Source organism: Allobosea sp. CRIB-10, from assembly GCF_900112185.1.
Taxonomy (GTDB): Bacteria; Pseudomonadota; Alphaproteobacteria; order Rhizobiales; family Beijerinckiaceae; genus Allobosea.
The window spans coordinates 379,778-395,880 of the sequence record NZ_FOKP01000002.1 but is presented as its reverse complement, the minus strand read 5'-3'; the positions used below and the strand labels follow the sequence as shown (position 1 = coordinate 395,880).

The following is a 16,103-nucleotide window of genomic DNA, read 5'->3' as shown; positions in this document are numbered from 1 at the left end:
GGATGCTGCGGCCGGAGCGGAGTGCGTTTGCGGGACATGAAGCCCTGGCTCTCCGGCCGGTCGAGCTGCCGCATGCGCACAGCCTCGACTTCACTGCGCGGAACGGGGCGCAGTACCGGTTGCTGGTCGCGATCCCGCCCGAGCCGGCTCCGCCGAATGGCTTTCCCGTCCTGATCCTGGTCGACGGCGATGCACTGTTCCCGACCGCGCTCTCCGCCGCGCGGCTGCAGGCGGCGCGCCCCGAGGTGACCGGTGTCGGCCCTGCGATCATCCTCGGCATCGGCTATCCCGGTGCGGCGCCCTTCGATGCCGAGCGGCGCCGACAGGACCTGCTGCCCACAGATGGCGGCGCCGAGCGCTTTCTGGATCTGATCGCCGATACGATCCTGGCCCAGATCGAACGGCTCGCGCCGATCGACCGGGCGCGGCTGTCGCTGGCCGGCCATTCCTTCGGCGGGCTTTTCGCCCTCTACGCGCTGTTCACGCGGCCCGGCCTGTTCCGCAGCCATGTCGCCGGCAGCCCGTCGATCTGGTGGGATGACCGCGTCATCCTGACGACGCGCGAGCGATTCCTGAACTCGCCTGCAGCCGCGATGTCGCCGCGCCTGCTGATCACCGTCGGCGGAGAGGAGCAGAGCGGCGACGAGCAGCGCGATCCGCAGCGGGCAGCCCGCCTGCGCATGGCGCGGATGCTCGACAATGCCACCGAGATGGCTGAGGCGCTGACCGCCTCCGGGCGGGTCGCCTGCGAGCACGTGGTCTTCGCCGGCGAGAACCACATCTCCGTGCTTCCGGCCATGCTGTCGCGCGCGGTCGCTTTCACGCTCGGCGAAAGGGAGACTCCATGATGGCTTCGCTGTCGCGGTTGCTGCTCGTGGTCGGCGCGCTGCTGTCGGCGCTGGCGCTGCCCGCCCGCGCCGAGCCCGTCACCGTGACCGACCTGCTCGGGCGCAGCGTGACTTTGCCGGCTCCTGCGAAGCGGATCGTGCTGGCGCAGGGGCGCCAGCTCAATGCGCTTGGCCTGATCCATCCCGACCCGATCAGCCTGCTGGCCGGCTGGGGCGCCGATCATCGCCGCCAAAACCCCGACGCCTATGCCCGCTACCGTGCCAAGTTCCCGGTGATCGAGAGCGTGCCGACCGTCGGCGACGGCGGCACGCAGGACGGTTTCTCCTTCGAGAAGGCGGTGTCGCTGTCACCGGACCTTGTGATCCTCAGCTCCTCGCTCGCCGGCACGCGGCGCGGACCGGGCGATCTCGTCCAGCGTTTCGAGGCGGCCGGCATCAAGGTCGCCGTGGTCGATTTCTACCTGCAGCCGATGCGCGACACGCTGCCGAGCCTGCGCATCCTCGGCAAGCTGATCGGCCGCCAAGAGCAGGCTGAGGCCTATATCCGCTTCTACCAGGAGCGCCGTCGCCTGATCGAGGAACGCGTGCGCGGCGCGGAACGTCCGGCTGTCTTCATGCATGCCCATGCCGGCGGCTTCGATTGCTGTCCGACGCCGGGCAAGGGCACTTTCGACGACTTCATCACGGCGGCCGGCGGCCGCAATATCGCCGCCGCGATGCTGCCGGGCGCGAGCGGGCAGATCAGCCTCGAGCAATTGCTGGCCGCCGATCCCGCGATTTATGTCGGGACCGGTGGCACGCATCTGGCCAAGCTCAATGGTCTCGTCCTCGGTCTCGGCGTCTCCCGCGAGACCGCGGCGCCCACCTTTGCGGCGCTACTGGGCCGGCCCGGTATCGCTGCGCTCGCCGCGGTGCGCAATCACCGGGCCTATGGGCTCTGGCAGCTGTTCAACGACACCCCACTCCATATCGTCGCCATTGAGCGGCTGGCGAAATGGTTCCACCCCGACCGCTTCGCCGATGTCGACCCGCAGGTGACGCTGGACGAGATCTCCCGCCACTTCTCGGCGATCCCGCTCGACGGCGCGCTCTGGATCGAGAGCGCCGGTCAGGCCAAGCCCTGAAAGCCAGGGCAGCGACAGGATACCCCAATGACCATGCTTCGCGCTGAAACGCGTATCGCCCTGCCCGATCCCGCTGCCGTGCTGCGTCCGCTCTGCGAGCACATGCGTGAGCATGAGGCGGAGGTGAGTGAAGCTGACGGCGTGACGACGATCGGCTTCGGCGAGAGCCGGGCGGAGTTGACCGTGGAGCCTGGCGCGCTCTCCGTTGTGATCGAGGCTCCCGATCTCGCCCAACTGCAAGGCAGCAGGTTCGCGATCGCGAGCCATGTCGTCGAGTTCGCGCCGGAAGGAACCGCGCCGGCGATCCACTGGAGCGGGGACGGCGCCGAGCCGATGCTGCCGCCGGATTTCCGCGTGCTGAGCGTGACCGGCGTCGAGCAATTGACGCCGCATATGCGCCGCATCCGCTTCCGCGGCGAGGACCTTGCCCGCTACGACTCGCTGGAAGCGCTGCATGTGCGCCTGTTCATCCCGCCGGCAGGCCTTGCCGAGCCGGTCTGGCCGATGATCGGCGCGGACGGCCTGCTGCAGACGCCGCCACCCGAGCAGCGGCCGGCGGTGCGCAAATACACGATCCGCGAGATCGACGCCGCGGCCGGCACGCTCGCCATCGATTTCGTGCTGCATGACGATGCCGGGCCGGGTTCGGCCTTCGCGGCGCGGGTTCAGCTCGGTGACCGCATCGGCATGGCCGGGCCGGGCGGACGCGGGCTGAAGCAGGCGCAGCGCTACCTTTTCCTCGCCGACGAGACCGGCCTGCCGGCGCTCGCGCGGATGCTGGAGCATCTGCCGGCGGGTACGTCCGGTCTCGCGCTGGTCGAGATCGCCGATGCCGCCGAGCGTCAGTCCCTGACCATGCCGGAGGGGTTCAGCTTGCGCTGGCTCCATCGCGACGGCGCGGCGCCGGGCTCGACGAGCCTGCTGACCGACGCATTGGCGACGCTGGAGTGGCCGGCCGGCGAGGGCAGCCTTTATCTCTGGGCCGCCTGCGAGCATGCCGCCTTCCGCGAGATCCGGGCCGCGGCGCGCCAATACCTGCGTGCCGAGGTCGACGCGCATCTCGTCGTCAGCTACTGGCGCGCCGGTGTCTCGGAAGAGCAGCACGCGGCAGAGAAGCGCAAGGCCGCGTAGGCGGCTTGCTTAGACCAACTCCGCCGAGGTGACGACATGCGTCCCGGGCTTCGCCGCGATGGCGGCCTCGATCATGGCGGCGGCGATGCGCTTGGCCGGATTGATGCGCCAGGCGCGCGGCAGCACCGGGCCGAGGATGCCGAGCAGGACGAGTGCGGCGCGCTCGGCCGGACGACTTTCCAGTCGCTCGCCACCGATCAGGCCCGGCCTGACGAAAGTGAGTGAGGCGAAGTCGAGGCCGGCGAGGTCACGCTCCAGCTCGCCCTTCACCCGGCTGTAGAAGATGCGCGAGGCCGGATCGGCACCGAGCGCCGAGTTCAGGACGAAGACCGGGGTGCCGTGCCGGCTGGCGAGCCGGGCGACGGCGAGCTGGTAGCCGTGATCGACCCGCCGAAAGGCCTCCTGCGAGCCAGCCTTGCGGATGGTCGTGCCGAGCGCTGAGATCGCTGCATCCGCCGCCCACCAGGGCGCATCCTCGGGCAGCGCTTCGAAATCGACGGTCGGCGCCAGCAGCTTCGGATGCGCCGGCAGGGCACGGCGCACGGGCGCGATCACCGCATCGATGCGCGGATCGGCGAGCGCCTGCGCCAGCACATGGCCGCCGACCAGCCCCGTCGCTCCCGCCAGCAGCAGCTTCATTGCGATCAGCCTCCACCAATGATCGGAGGCCAGATGTCGCAGATCGGAAGAGGCCGGTCGAGCCTCCGGTGTCTCAGGCGACGGCGGTGGCCTGAGGTTGCAGCTCTTCCACCGACGGAATGCGCCCTTCGTACCACCAGGCCGCTGCCGCGCGCGACATCGCAGCGCCGTCATGGCCGATGCCGGGCACCGTGATCAGCGTCCAGTTGCAGGGCAGGCCGCGCCTGGCCGCTTCCGTTTTGGCGAAATCCAGCATGAAATGGGCACGGGCATAGCGCATCGCCCCCTGCGCCAGCGCTTCGGCTTGCGCCGGGAGGTTCGGATCGTTGGTGACGATGTCCTGGTCGCCGGCGAAGATCACCATCGGCCAGGCCAGCCAGCGTGCCAGCTCCGTCTCGCCGAGGCCGAGCCCGCCGAGCCCTTCCGGAAAGCGCCGCTCCAGCGTCGGCAGCGTGTACCAGCCGGAATTGGCGGCGAAAGCGGTCTCGAAGGGTGTCTCGCTTTGCGTCGCCAGCAGGCGGTGGACGAACTGGCCGCCGGCGGAATGGCCGAACAGCCTGACCTTGTCGCGCGTGGTGACGCCGGCCTGGCGCAAAGCCGCGAGCACGCGGCCCGGCACGGCGTAGAGCCAATCGTCCTGCGCGGCGACCGTGCCGTCCTCGCCGATGACGAGGCCGTTATTGTATCCCTCCGCCTTGGGGAAGTGCTCGTTGCCGAAGGTCGGGGCGACAATCAGGAGGTCGTGCGTCTCGGCCGCGTCGATCCAGAAATCGCGATAATCATCGCCATTGCGCAGCATGCCGTGCTGGACGAAGACGACCTCGTCGTCCGGGCGATGACGCGCCGGCCGGTAGAAATTGACGTCCAGCGGTCGCTGCGGATGGCGGGCGTCGATGAAGGGCAGGGTGCTGCGGCCCTGCGGCGGATCGAGAGTAAGCGTCGTGCTCATGCGGCTTTCGCAGTCGTGTGCAAATGGCAGGCAGCGCTGCGGCCGGGCGCGATCTCCTTGAGGTCCGGGCGGACCTCGCGGCAGACCGCCATGGCGTGCTCGCAGCGCGGGTGGAAGGGGCAGCCGGGCGGCGGGGCCAGCGGCGAGGGCAATTCGCCCTTGAGCGGCTGGAAGCTGCTCTTGCGCCGTGCCGCCGACGGGATCGCCTTGATCAAAGCGGCGCTATAGGGATGCGCCGGCTCGGCGAAGATCGCGGTCGCGCTGCCGATCTCGACGATACGGCCGAGATACATGATCGCGACGCGGTCGCTGATATGGCGGACGAGGCCGAGATCATGACTGACGAAGAGATAGGTCAGCCCGTGCCGCTCGCGCACATCCATGAACAGGTTGATCACCTGCGCCTGGATCGAGACGTCGAGCGCCGAGACCGGCTCGTCGCAGACCAGGAAATCGGGCTTCACCGCCAGCGCGCGGGCGATGCCGATGCGCTGGCGCTGGCCGCCGGAGAACTGGTGCGGGTAACGCTCGCGATAGGCGAGGTCGAGCCCGACCTCGCTCAGCGCCCTGTCGACAGCGCTGTCGATCTCGGCCTTCGGCACCAGCTTGTGGACCGAAAGCGCCTCGCCGACGATGCGGCTCACCCGCATGCGCGGATCGAGCGAGGCATAGGGGTCCTGGAAGATCATCTGCACCTTCAGCAGATAATCGAGTCGGTCCTTGCCCTTCAGCGCCGCGGCCGAGCGCCCCTTGTAGACGACCTCGCCCTCGGTCGGCGGCAGGATGCCGGTGGCGATGCGCGCCAGGGTCGACTTGCCGCAGCCGGATTCGCCGACGAGGCCGAGCACCTCGCCCTTGCGGACGCTGAGATCGACGCCGTCGACCGCCTTCAGTGTCGCAGGCGACGGATGCTTGCCGATCGCGGTCAGGATACGCTCGGCCATGTTGGCCTTGCCGCGGAAATATTTGCAGACACCGCGCAGCTCGAACAGGGTCTCGCTCATGCCGCCACCTGATCCGGCACGGGGTTGTGGCAGCGCAAGGTGCGGCCGTCATGAGCCTGCGGCTGCGGATCGCTCTCGGCGCAGACCGGCAAGGCCCGCTCGCAGCGCGGCCGGAAAGGGCAACCGGAAGGCCGCGAGTCGATGCGCGGCGCCATGCCGTCGATCTGGTGCAGGCGCTCGCCCGGCTCGACCATAGTCGCGGAGGAGTTGAGCAGGCCGAGCGTATAGGGATGGCGCGGCCGGTCGAGCACGGTCTCGACATCGCCGATCTCGACGATGCGGCCGGCATACATCACCGCCACCCGGTCGGCGAGTTCGGCGACGACGGCGAGATCATGAGTGATCCAGATCACCGCGGCGCCGCTCTCGCGCGAAAGCTTCTGCACCTCGTAGAGGATCTGCGCCTGGATGGTGACGTCGAGCGCGGTGGTCGGCTCGTCGGCGATGATCAGGTCGGGATCGTTCAGGAGGGCGGTCGCGATCGCGACGCGCTGGCGCATGCCGCCGGAGAATTCGTGCGGGTACTGCTTCAGGCGTGCCTCCGGTGAGGAGATGCCGACACGCGTCAGCGCCTTGGCGGCCTTTTCGAGCGCCTCCTGCCGGCTGCAGGCGCGATGTTCGAGGATCGCCTCGCTCATCTGCTCGCCGATGCTGAGCACCGGGTTCAGCGTCATCAGCGGGTCCTGGAAGATCATCGCGATCCGGTCGCCGCGCAGCTGGCGCAGGCGCTCCGGCGAGGCGGCGCGCAGATCGCCGCCGTCGAACAGCACCTCGCCCGCGACGACCTCGCCCGGCGGATCGATCAACTGCACCAGCGAGAAGCCGGTGACCGATTTGCCCGAGCCGGATTCGCCGACGAGGCCGAGCACCTCGCCCTTGGCGACGCTGAAATCGACGCCGTCGACCGCCGGCCAGGCGCCGTCCTGCGCATGGAACACGGTCTTGAGGCCGCGCACGGAGAGGAGAGGGGCGTCGTTCATGCGCGCACGTTGAAGCTGCGGCGCAGGCGATCGCCGACGAGATTGAGCGACATGATCAGGAGCACGAGCGCGATGCCGGGGAAGACGGCGATCCAGTATTCGCCGGAGAGCAGGAATTCGAAGCCGTTGGCGATGAGCAGGCCGAGCGAAGGCTGCGTTACCGGCACGCCGACGCCGAGGAAGGAGAGCGTCGCCTCCAGCGTGATCGCCGAGGCGATGCTGATGCTGGCTACGACGAGCACTGAACCGACCGAGTTTGGCAGGAGATGCGCCAGCATGATGTGGCGGGTCGGCAGGCCGAAATTGACGGCCGCCTCGATATATTCCTTGCGCCGCTCGACCAGCGCCGCCGCCCGCATCAGACGAGCATATTGCGCCCATTGCACCAGCACGATGGCGAGGATGACCTTGTCGACGCCGCGCCCGATCGAGGCGAGCAGCACCAGCGCGACCAGGATCGAGGGGAAGCCGAGCATGAAGTCGACGACGCGCATGATGACGGCGTCGACCATGCCGCCGAACTGCGCCGCGGCGAGCCCGGCGAGGATGCCGATCGAGAGCGCGCCGACGGTCGAGGCGAGGCCGACGAGCAGGCTGGTGCGCAGCCCGTAGAGGATGGCACTCAGCATGTCGCGGCCCTGCGCGTCGCTGCCGAGCCAGAAGGTGAAGCCGCTCATGCCCTGTTCGCCCGGTGCCAGCCGGTTGTCCATCACGCTGAGCGAGCCGAGGTCATGCGGGTTCTGCGGCGTGATGAACGGAGCCAGCAAAGCGAGCGTCACCATGATCCCGAGCAGGATCGCGGCGCCGCGCGTGGTCGGGCGATTGCGCAGATGGCGCAGCACCTTTTCGCGTAAGGGCGTGTCGGCCTTGATGGGGCCGGCGAGGCGCGGAGTGTCGAGGCTCATGCCTGCTCTCCGGCGAGCTTCACCCGCGGGTCGAGCGCGGCATAGAGCACGTCGACCAGGAAGTTGACAGTGACGAAGAGCAGCGTCGCGAGGAGGACGTAGGCGACGACCACCGGGCGATCGAGCTGGTAGACCGAGTCGATCAGCAGCTTGCCCATGCCCGGCCAGGCGAAGACGGTCTCGGTGATCGTGGAGAAGGCGACGAGGCTGCCGAACTCGACGCCGACCACGGTGACGACCGGGATCAGGATGTTGCGCAGGATGTGCCGGTTGACGATGCGCCTGGGGCGCACGCCCTTGGCGCGGGCGTATTTGACGTAGTCCTGCGTCATCGTCTCGGTGGTCCCGGCCGCGACGAGCCGGATGATCAGAGCGAGGTTCGGGATCGCCAGGTTGAGGGCGGGCAAGGCGATGTGCTGCAGCCCGTCCAGCGTCAGGAGGCTGGTCTGGATGCCGAGGATCGTGACCGTGTCGCCGCGCCCGGCGGTCGGCAGCCAGCCGAGCCAGACGGCGAAGAGCAGGATCAGCATCATGCCCTTCCAGAAGCTCGGCAGCGAGAAGCCGAGCACGGTGCCGGCCATGACGATGCGGGCGCTCCGGCTGTCGGGGTTCAGGCCCGCCATCAACCCGAGCGGGATGCCGGCGACGAGCGCCAGCGTCATCGCCAGCAGCACCAGCTCGAAGGTCGCCGGCAAACGCTGCAGGATCAGCTGCAGCGCCGGGACGCCATGCACGAAGGAGCGGCCGAGGTCGCCCTTCAAGGCGTTGGCCATGAAGGTGAGATATTGCTGCCAGACCGGCAGATCGAGGCCGAGGCGGCGGATCAGCGCCTCGCGCTCGGCCGCACTGGCCGAGGGCGAGACCAGGAGCTCGATCGGGTCTCCGATGCCATAGACGGCAAGGAAGACCACGATCGAGACCGCGAGCAGCACGAGCACGCTCTGGATCAGCCGCTGCAAGACGAAGGCGGTCATGCGCCGAACCTCGGGGAAGGGATCGCCGGCTTACTTCGCCGGCTTCACCGACATGGCGAGCATGAACTGGTCGGCGCGACCGACGACCTGGAGCTCGGCCTTGTGGGCCCAGATGCCGCTTTCGAAATGGAGCGGGATGAAGGCGCCGTCGTCGAGGACGAGCTTCATCGCCTGCTGCAACAATTCGGCGCGCTTCTTGTCGTCGAGCGTCGAGACCGCGGCGCGGATCACCTTGTCGAACTCGTCGTTCTTGTAGCCGCCATAGTTCGAGCCGCCGAGGGTCTTGGCCTCGTTCGGGGTCGGCGGCCACTGGCGCAGGAAGGAGGCGGCCTCGCCGGTCGCCGAGCCCCAGCCGCCGATCGCGACGCTGAATTCCTTCTTGGCGCGGCGCGGGAAGTAGATCGCGCGCGTCATAGCGTCGACTTCGGTCTTGATGCCGATCTGGGTCAGGTATTGCGCGACAGCTTGGGTGATCTGGCTGTCGTTGATGTAACGGTCGTTCGTCGAGGACAGCGTCAGCTGGAAGCCGTTCGGATAGCCGGCCTCGGCCAGCAGCTTCTTGGCGGTGGCCGGGTCGTAGGCCAGCTTGGGCGGGTTCGGCAGCGTGCCGAACATGCCGGTCGGCAGGTACTGGTAGGCCGGCTCGGCGGCGCCGTCCATGATGCGCTTGACGATCGCCTCGCGGTCGATGGCGAGCGACATCGCCTTGCGCACGCGGGCATCCTTCAGCGGGTTTTTGCCGTCGGGCGCCTTGACGAAGGGGCTCTCGTCGCGGGCGACGTCGAGCTGGAAATAGATGATGCGGGTCGAGGGCGTGATGACCGAGCCGAAGCGCTTGTCGCTCTTGATCCGGCCGAGATCGCGCGCTGCCGGGTTCTCGATCACGTCGTAGTCGCCGGCGAGCAGGCCGGCGAGGCGCGGGCCGGCATTCGTGACCGGCAGGAAGCGCACGCTCGCCCAGGGCTGCTGGCCGCCCCAATGGTCGGCGTTGCGCTCGAGCTCGATCGCCGAGCCGCGGACATAGGACTTCAGCTTGTACGGCCCGGTGCCGATCGCCATCGTGCCGTCGTTGAAATTGTTGACCGCCGGCCAGGGGCCGGTGACGCCGCAATTGCTGGCGATGTCGTATTTGATCCCGCCATGCTGGACGATCGAGGCCGAGAGGATCGGCAGGCCCGAGAGCAGGTTCGGCAGCAGCGGCTCCGGCTCCTTGGTCTCGATGATCAGGGTGCCCGCGTCGGGCGTCTCGACCTTGGCGAAATTGCCGGTGATGTCGGCGAAGGAATCGGAGACCTTGGTCTCGTTCTTCAGCGTGCGGCAGAAGGTGAAGACCACGTCCTGCGCGCCGAAGGGCTGGCCATTGGTGAACTTGACGCCCTGGCGCAGCTTGAAGGTCCAGCGGTTCTTGCCGTCATTCTCCCAGGAGGTGGCGAGGCCGGGCTGGAGCGCCTGCTTCTCGTCCTGACGCACGAGACTGTCGAAGATGTGCTGGGCCAGTGCATTGTTGGGGGTGAGGTCATGATAATGCGGGTCGACGGCGGTCGGCTCGGAGGCGAGCGCGATGCGCAGGGTCTGCGCCATGGCAGGAACGCTGAGCGCACTCGCGCTGAGCATGCTGGCGCCGAGCAGAAGGGTGATGAATGCGCGCTGACGCATCGGTCGGTCTCCGTTCCCGTGGCTGGTAGTTTTGACAGCTTTATTTTCACGCGGTAGCAAACATGAAAATGATCCGACGTCAATCACCGGGAGAGCCATGTCACGCGCCCTGAAGCCGACGACGGACCTGGCCAATCGCATCGCCCGGATCTACCCCTCGCTGAGCGAGGGCCATCGCAAGGCAGCCGATTTCGTGCTGCAGAGCCCGCTCGACTCGGCGACGGTGACGATCGAGGGGCTGGCCGAGAAGAGCGGCACCTCGACGGCGACCGTGACCCGCTTCGTCCGGGCACTCGGCTACCGCAATTATGGCGACTTCCGCGCGGCGCTGTCGACGGCGCTGAAGGTTGCGCTCGCGCCGGTCGAGGGCCTCGCCGACGCCCGCGCCACTGCCGGATCGGTCTTCGCCACCATGGCGACGACGCTGAAGGGCGAGGCCGCCAATCTCGACGAGGCGATCGCGACGCTGGAGGAGAAGACGGTCAACCGCGCCATCGGCCTGATGCTGAAGGCGCGCCGCATCTTCATCGTCGGCTCCGGCGCCAGCCACTATGTCGGGGCTTTCCTGGAGGATGGGCTGGCGCTCTACCTAGACGCCGAGGTCGTCTTCGCCTCCTCGCGCGGCGGGCCCGAGCGCGCCGTCCGCCACATGCTCTCGGCCGGCCCGCAGGACGTCGTCATCGCGATCTCGCTGCCGCGCTATTCGCGTGCAACGCTGGAGCTCGCCAAATTCGCCAAGAAGCGCGGCGCTGTCCTGGTCGCCCTGACCGACAGCCCGTCATCGCCGCTGGTGCCGCTGGCCGACATGACCTTCTTTGCCCCAGCCCGCAACAGCTTCCTGCCGAACTCGCCGACCGCCGCCTTCGCCGTGGCCGACGCGCTGATCACCACGCTGGCGCGCGAGCGTCCCGATGCGGTCGAGGCCCTGAAGGGGCTGAGTGAAAGCCTGCTCTGGACCTTCCATTATTAGGCTTCGGTTCACTCTTTGCCGCATCGCACAACCAGGCCGAGCAATAATCCCATGTACGCGGCCGCTATCTGCTTTTAGAATGATTCGCGAAAACGAGATGTGCTCGTCAGAAAAGCAGGGGGAGATCGCGCGTGAAGACGGTTCTGTCGCGCAGAAGCTTCCTCAAGATTGGCGCCGCCGGCATTGCCGTCAAGATTTCCCTGCTGCCCTCCGCGACACAGGCCGAACTGATCGAGACGCCGCCGCGTCCCGGCGTCGGCTGGCTTTCCGGCGGCAAGCCGAAATACCGGCTCGACGCCATCGCCAAGGTCACCGGCGGCAAGACCTTCACCCGCGACTATCGCGCCCGCGATCTCGATGGCTGGCCGAAGGAGCAGGCGCACGCCTTCATGCTCCACGCGACGCGGGTCGACCGCGTCTTCGACGGCGTCGACCTGTCCCTGCTCGGCGATGATCTCAAGCCGGACCGGCTGGTGCTGCAGGAGGACCTCGTCGCCGACGGCGTCGCGATGCCTGCGCCGTGGCCGGGCTTCTATGGCGACGTCTTCTTCGTGCCGAAAGGGCAGACGGCCCGGCTGCTCGGCCAGCCCGTCGCGATGCTGATCTATCACGACTTCGCCCGCTATGACGCGGCCAAGCGCAAGCTGCGCTTCAACGACAAGGTCGTGCGTTATGGCGCGGAAGGTCCCTCGACCACGCCCGGCCCCTATGGCGCGGCGCGCTATGTCCGGATCGATGGCGGCAATCCCGACGCCGAGGACCGCTATTCCGCGTTGAAGGACACGACGATCCGCGCCGGCTTCAAGGGTACGCAGCCGCAATGGCCTGCTGCCGGCGAGGGCGATGCGATGGCGCGCGGCATGGCGGCGGCGGCCGAGATCGAGCGCGAGATCGCCAATGCCGGCGACGACGTGCTGGTGCTGCGGCGCTCCTATTCGACCCAGTCGGCCGACGCCTCCGCCATGGAGGCCGACAACGGCAATGTCTGGTACGAGCGCGGCACCGGCGTGCTGCATGCGCTGATCGCGACGCAGTCGCCGCATGAGGTGGCCGAGATGACGGCCCATATGCTGGCGAAGTCGCAGTTCGCGCTCGGGAGCATCGACCTCAGGATCGGCTACACGGTCGGCTACGGCACCAAGGACCACGCCCTCTTCCCGTTTTTCTGCGTGCTCGCCGGCCTCTATGGCGAGGGACGGCCGGTCAGGCTCGCAAACGACCGCTACGAGCAGTTCCAGACCGCGCTGAAGCGCCATGCCTTCCAGATGGAGAAGGTCATGGTGATCGACCGCAAGACCGGCAAGTTCCGGGCGATGACCGGGCGCTACCAGAACGATGGCGGCGGGCGCGAGAACTTCTCGGTCTCGGTCGGAACGGTCGGGGCGACGGCGGCGCAGTCGATCTACTATCTGCCGAAGAGCGATTTCTCCGCCGCGATCCTGTCCTCCCGCGCGGTCGATGCGGGCTCGATGCGCGGCTACGGCACGCTGCAGACCATGGCGGCGACCGAGATGATGGTTGACGAAGCTGCCGAGGCGCTTGGTCTCGACCCGATGGAGTTCCGCCGGCGCAACGCGCTGAAATCGGGCATGAAGAACTCGCAGGGCGCGATCCCCTCGGGCGCGCTGCGCCATGACGAGATCCTGGCCAAGGCGGAAAAGCACCCGCTCTGGGTGAACCGGCAGAAGCGCAAGGCCGAGTTCGAGGCAGCCAATCCCGGTAAGAAATATGGCGTCGGCTACGGCCATGTGCACAAGGATTACGGCACCGGCGCGGAGGCCGCGCTCTGCGCGCTCGAATTCGATGCGGGCGGGCGCCTCAAGCTGTCGCATGTCGCGCATGAGATCGGCACGGGCGCGACGACCTCGCAGGCGGTGATGGCCGCCGCCATCCTCGGCAAGCAGCCGGACGAGACCGTGTTCGGCAAGGTGCGCTGGCCGCAAATGCCGCTGGAGACCACCGACGAGCCCTATACGCTCTCGCAGGAGGAGGAAGACAGGCGGATGGCCAATCCGCGCTGGACGCCGAGCTTCACCTCGCCGATGAGCGCCTCCAACAGCGTCTATTATCTCGGCCACGCCACGCGCGAGGCGGCGCGCATTCTAGTCGAACTCACGGTTTGGCCGGCGGCGCGCTCGCTCTGGTCGCACGGCATCGGCGGCGGCCAGATGGCGCCGGAAGCGGTGCGCCGCGAGGATCTGCGTGTCGTCAACGGCAAGGTGACGGCGGCGGCGATGCAGCCGCTCGCCTTTGCCGAGATCGCGGCCGAGGCCCACCGGCTCGGCCTCGTCACCGGCATCACCGTGCACAGCTTCAATCGCTGGCAATGGGCCGAGGCCGAGTTCGAGCTGCCAGGGACAGGACGGCGGCGCTTCGCCATCGATGCGCTGTCGGTGAAGTACGGTGACGGCGCCCCAAGCGAGCGCAAGGCGCTGATGACGCAGGGCGGTTGGCATTTTGTCGAGCGCGCCTCGGTCTCCTACCCGCCGGCGCAGCGCAACAATGCCGGCGTCACCTATTACGCGCCGATGGCGACGCTCGCCGAGATCGTGGTCGACACCGGCAGTGGCGAGGTCAGCCTGCTCTCGCACCATTCCATCCTCGAATGCGGTAACCAGATCGTGCCGGAGCTGGTCTCTGGCCAGATCCAGGGTGGGCTCGCCATGGGAATCGGTCACGCGCTGAAGGAGTATCTGCCGCTCTATGAGGACGGGCCGGGCGACGGCACCTGGAACTGGAACCGCTACGAGTTGCCGACCTCGAACGACGTCGCGGTCTGGAAGCAGACGGCGGAGGTGCTGCCGCCGCTTTCCGACACCGATCCGCCCAAGGGTATGGCCGAGGTGGTGATGATCGCAGTGGTGCCGGCGATCGTGAACGGCGTCGCCCATGCCATCGGCAAGCGCTTCTACACCCTGCCGCTCACGCCGGAGAGGATCAAAGAGGCGCTGGCATGACGATTCCGACCAAGCAGCTCTCCCTCACCATCAACGACAAGGCCGTCGGCCCGATCGACGTGCCCGAGACGATGATGATGCAGGACTTCCTCTACGAGTATCTGAATCTGACCGGCTCGCGCATGGGCTGCGGCCAGGGCATCTGCCATGCCTGCACCGTGGTGCTGGAGAAGGCGGATGGCTCGCTCGAGGAGATGCGCACCTGCATCACCGGCGCGCACTGGTTCGCCGGCCGCAAGATCAGGACCGTGGAAGGGCAGGCCAAGCGCGACGCCAATGGCGCGATCACCGAGCTCTCGCCGGTCCAGCAGGCCTTCATCGAGCACTTTTCCTTCCAGTGCGGCTATTGCACGCCCGGCTTCGTCACCGGCGCGACGGTGCTGCTCGACCAGCTCAGGCGTAACCCGGTCAGGCGCGAGGCGCTGGAACAGGTGATCAGCGAGGCGCTCGACCGCCATATCTGCCGCTGCACCGGCTATGTCCGCTATTTCGAGGCGGTCCGCGATCTCGTCCTCAAAACTCCCGGCTTGGTGAAGGCGTAAGGCTGATGGCGAGGAAGCTGCTTCTGGCCGCCCTGGCGGTCGCTGTCGTCGGTGCGCTCGCAGGAGGAGCCGTCTTCCTCGGCCTGTTCGAGCGTAGCGTGGTCGCCAAGGAGATCGAGCAGCCGCTCTCGGCCGAGCAGATGAAGGCGCTCGCCAAGCGCGGCGCCTATGTCGCCGTCGCCGCCGACTGCTATGCCTGTCATGTCGTCAAGGGCGGTGCGCCCTGGGCCGGTGGCCTGCCGTTCGAGACGCCGCTGGGGACGATTTTCTCGACCAATATCTCGCCCGACAAGGAATATGGCATCGGCACCTGGACGCGCGCTGAGTTCCATCGCGCCGTGCGCGACGGCGTCGGCAAGCATGGCCATCTCTACCCGGCCATGCCCTACGCCTCCTATCGCAAGCTGACGGCTGACGATGTCGACGCGGTCTACGCCTTCCTGATGAGCCGCGAGCCGATGAAGGTGGCGAACAAGGCAAACCACATGCCGTTCCCGCTCAATATCCGGCAGGGGCTGACCTTCTGGAACCTGGTCAACCTCTCCTCCGACACCAAGACCGAGGTCGCCGGGCGCTCGGCGCTGTGGAATCGTGGCCGCTACCTCACCGACGGGCTCGCCCATTGCGGTGAGTGCCATACGCCGCGCAACCTTGCGATGGGGATGAAGGAGAGCGCTTACCTCCAGGGTTCGGAGCTCGAAGGCGTGATTGCGCCGGATATCACCAAGGCCGGGTTGACCCGGATGGGCTTCGATCCGCTGGTGTTCACGGGCTTCATGAAGTCGGGCATCTCGGCGCAGGGCGCCATGACCAACCAGATGTTCGAGGTCGTCCACTTCTCGACCCAGTATTTCACCGCCGAGGACCTCGCGGCGATGTCGGCCTATCTCTTCGACCTCGACAAATTGCCGGAGAGCGCGACCCCGCCGGCGCCGCCGAAGCCGGTAGCCGTCTCTCCGGAAGTCGCGACTTCGGCCCGCGCCAGCTATCTCGCCGTCTGCGCCAGCTGCCATGGGGGCGAGGGGCAAGGCATCCCGCATGTCGTGGTGCCCTTGGCGACCAATGCCTCGCTGCGGCTGGCCGATGCGCGCAACCTGAACAAGGTCATCCTGAGCGGCATCCCGGCCCAGCGCTTTCCGGGTCTCGAGCGCATGCAGCCGATGCCGGGCTTCGCCGGGCAGCTCTCCGACCAGCAGGTCGCCGACCTCTCCAACTGGCTGCGGGCGAGCTGGGGCGGGCAGCAGCCGAGCGTCACCGCCGAGGAGATCAAGCGGCTGCGCTGATCCGGGCGAAAGCTCCGCAACGGCCGCCGCCTGAGGTGACGCCTTGCCACTTCTCTTCACAATGCCCAGCGAGGCACGGATCGGGCAGCGCGTAGGGTGGGGCGATCACAAGGGTGATCGGCGCGCGGAGCGTCTACAGCA

14 protein-coding genes are annotated in these 16,103 nt (G+C 67.8%); 7 read left to right on the top strand and 7 right to left on the bottom strand.

The genetic code is table 11. The features are described 5' to 3' along the window. Positions 1-2 precede the first annotated feature (2 nt). From BMZ69_RS04700 to BMZ69_RS04690, 3 genes are read left to right on the top strand one after another with little or no spacing between them, the layout of a single operon-like run. Positions 3-848 carry an alpha/beta hydrolase gene (locus BMZ69_RS04700; RefSeq protein WP_092155349.1) on the top strand — a complete coding sequence of 282 codons (846 nt, stop codon included), beginning with the start codon at positions 3-5 and terminating at the stop codon, positions 846-848. Beyond that, positions 848-1,972 carry an ABC transporter substrate-binding protein gene (locus BMZ69_RS04695; RefSeq protein WP_092155347.1) on the top strand — a complete coding sequence of 375 codons (1,125 nt, stop codon included), beginning with the start codon at positions 848-850 and terminating at the stop codon, positions 1,970-1,972. Before BMZ69_RS04700 ends, BMZ69_RS04695 begins: the two co-directional genes overlap by 1 nt. A gap of 27 nt (positions 1,973-1,999) precedes the next feature. Further along, on the top strand, positions 2,000-3,103 hold the full coding sequence (locus BMZ69_RS04690) for a siderophore-interacting protein (RefSeq protein WP_092155345.1): 1,104 nt from the start codon (positions 2,000-2,002) through the stop codon (positions 3,101-3,103). Positions 3,104-3,112: 9 nt separating this feature from the next. Here the strand turns inward: BMZ69_RS04690 and BMZ69_RS04685 are convergent, their stop codons facing one another. The 7 genes from BMZ69_RS04685 to BMZ69_RS04655 form a co-directional block, all read right to left on the bottom strand. Next, positions 3,113-3,742, bottom strand: coding sequence for a Rossmann-fold NAD(P)-binding domain-containing protein (locus tag BMZ69_RS04685; protein ID WP_092155343.1), 630 nt, complete (start codon positions 3,740-3,742; stop codon positions 3,113-3,115). A 73-nt stretch (positions 3,743-3,815) separates the two neighbouring features. After that, positions 3,816-4,691: an alpha/beta hydrolase family protein gene (locus tag BMZ69_RS04680; RefSeq protein WP_092155341.1), complete on the bottom strand. Its 876-nt coding sequence runs from the start codon at positions 4,689-4,691 to the stop codon at positions 3,816-3,818. Further along, positions 4,688-5,695 (bottom strand): ABC transporter ATP-binding protein, encoded by a 1,008-nt coding sequence (locus tag BMZ69_RS04675; RefSeq protein WP_092155339.1) that lies wholly within the window; start codon positions 5,693-5,695, stop codon positions 4,688-4,690. The genes BMZ69_RS04680 and BMZ69_RS04675 overlap by 4 nt, the downstream gene beginning before the upstream one ends. Further along, on the bottom strand, positions 5,692-6,675 hold the full coding sequence (locus tag BMZ69_RS04670; protein WP_092155337.1) for an ABC transporter ATP-binding protein: 984 nt from the start codon (positions 6,673-6,675) through the stop codon (positions 5,692-5,694). The genes BMZ69_RS04675 and BMZ69_RS04670 overlap by 4 nt, the downstream gene beginning before the upstream one ends. Further along, complete coding sequence (locus BMZ69_RS04665; protein ID WP_092155335.1) at positions 6,672-7,580, bottom strand: ABC transporter permease; 909 nt, start codon at positions 7,578-7,580, stop codon at positions 6,672-6,674. Before BMZ69_RS04665 ends, BMZ69_RS04670 begins: the two co-directional genes overlap by 4 nt. Continuing rightward, a complete protein-coding gene (locus BMZ69_RS04660; protein ID WP_092155333.1) occupies positions 7,577-8,554 on the bottom strand; it encodes an ABC transporter permease in 978 nt (325 codons plus the stop codon). The genes BMZ69_RS04665 and BMZ69_RS04660 overlap by 4 nt, the downstream gene beginning before the upstream one ends. Before the next feature lie 30 nt (positions 8,555-8,584). Then, positions 8,585-10,210: an ABC transporter substrate-binding protein gene (locus BMZ69_RS04655; protein ID WP_092155331.1), complete on the bottom strand. Its 1,626-nt coding sequence runs from the start codon at positions 10,208-10,210 to the stop codon at positions 8,585-8,587. A 97-nt stretch (positions 10,211-10,307) separates the two neighbouring features. Between BMZ69_RS04655 and BMZ69_RS04650 the strand changes: the two genes are divergently transcribed. From BMZ69_RS04650 to BMZ69_RS04635, 4 genes are all read left to right on the top strand, one after another. Beyond that, the gene (locus tag BMZ69_RS04650; protein WP_092155329.1) at positions 10,308-11,180 is read left to right on the top strand and encodes a MurR/RpiR family transcriptional regulator; all 873 of its coding nucleotides are present in this window, start codon (positions 10,308-10,310) and stop codon (positions 11,178-11,180) included. Between the two features lie 131 nt (positions 11,181-11,311). Beyond that, entirely contained in the window at positions 11,312-14,137 is a 2,826-nt protein-coding gene (locus tag BMZ69_RS04645; RefSeq protein ID WP_092155327.1) for a xanthine dehydrogenase family protein molybdopterin-binding subunit, read from the top strand. Continuing rightward, positions 14,134-14,679 carry a (2Fe-2S)-binding protein gene (locus BMZ69_RS04640; protein WP_092155325.1) on the top strand — a complete coding sequence of 182 codons (546 nt, stop codon included), beginning with the start codon at positions 14,134-14,136 and terminating at the stop codon, positions 14,677-14,679. Before BMZ69_RS04645 ends, BMZ69_RS04640 begins: the two co-directional genes overlap by 4 nt. A gap of 5 nt (positions 14,680-14,684) precedes the next feature. Then, complete coding sequence (locus BMZ69_RS04635) at positions 14,685-15,962, top strand: cytochrome c (RefSeq protein WP_092155323.1); 1,278 nt, start codon at positions 14,685-14,687, stop codon at positions 15,960-15,962. Positions 15,963-16,103: the final 141 nt, after the last annotated feature.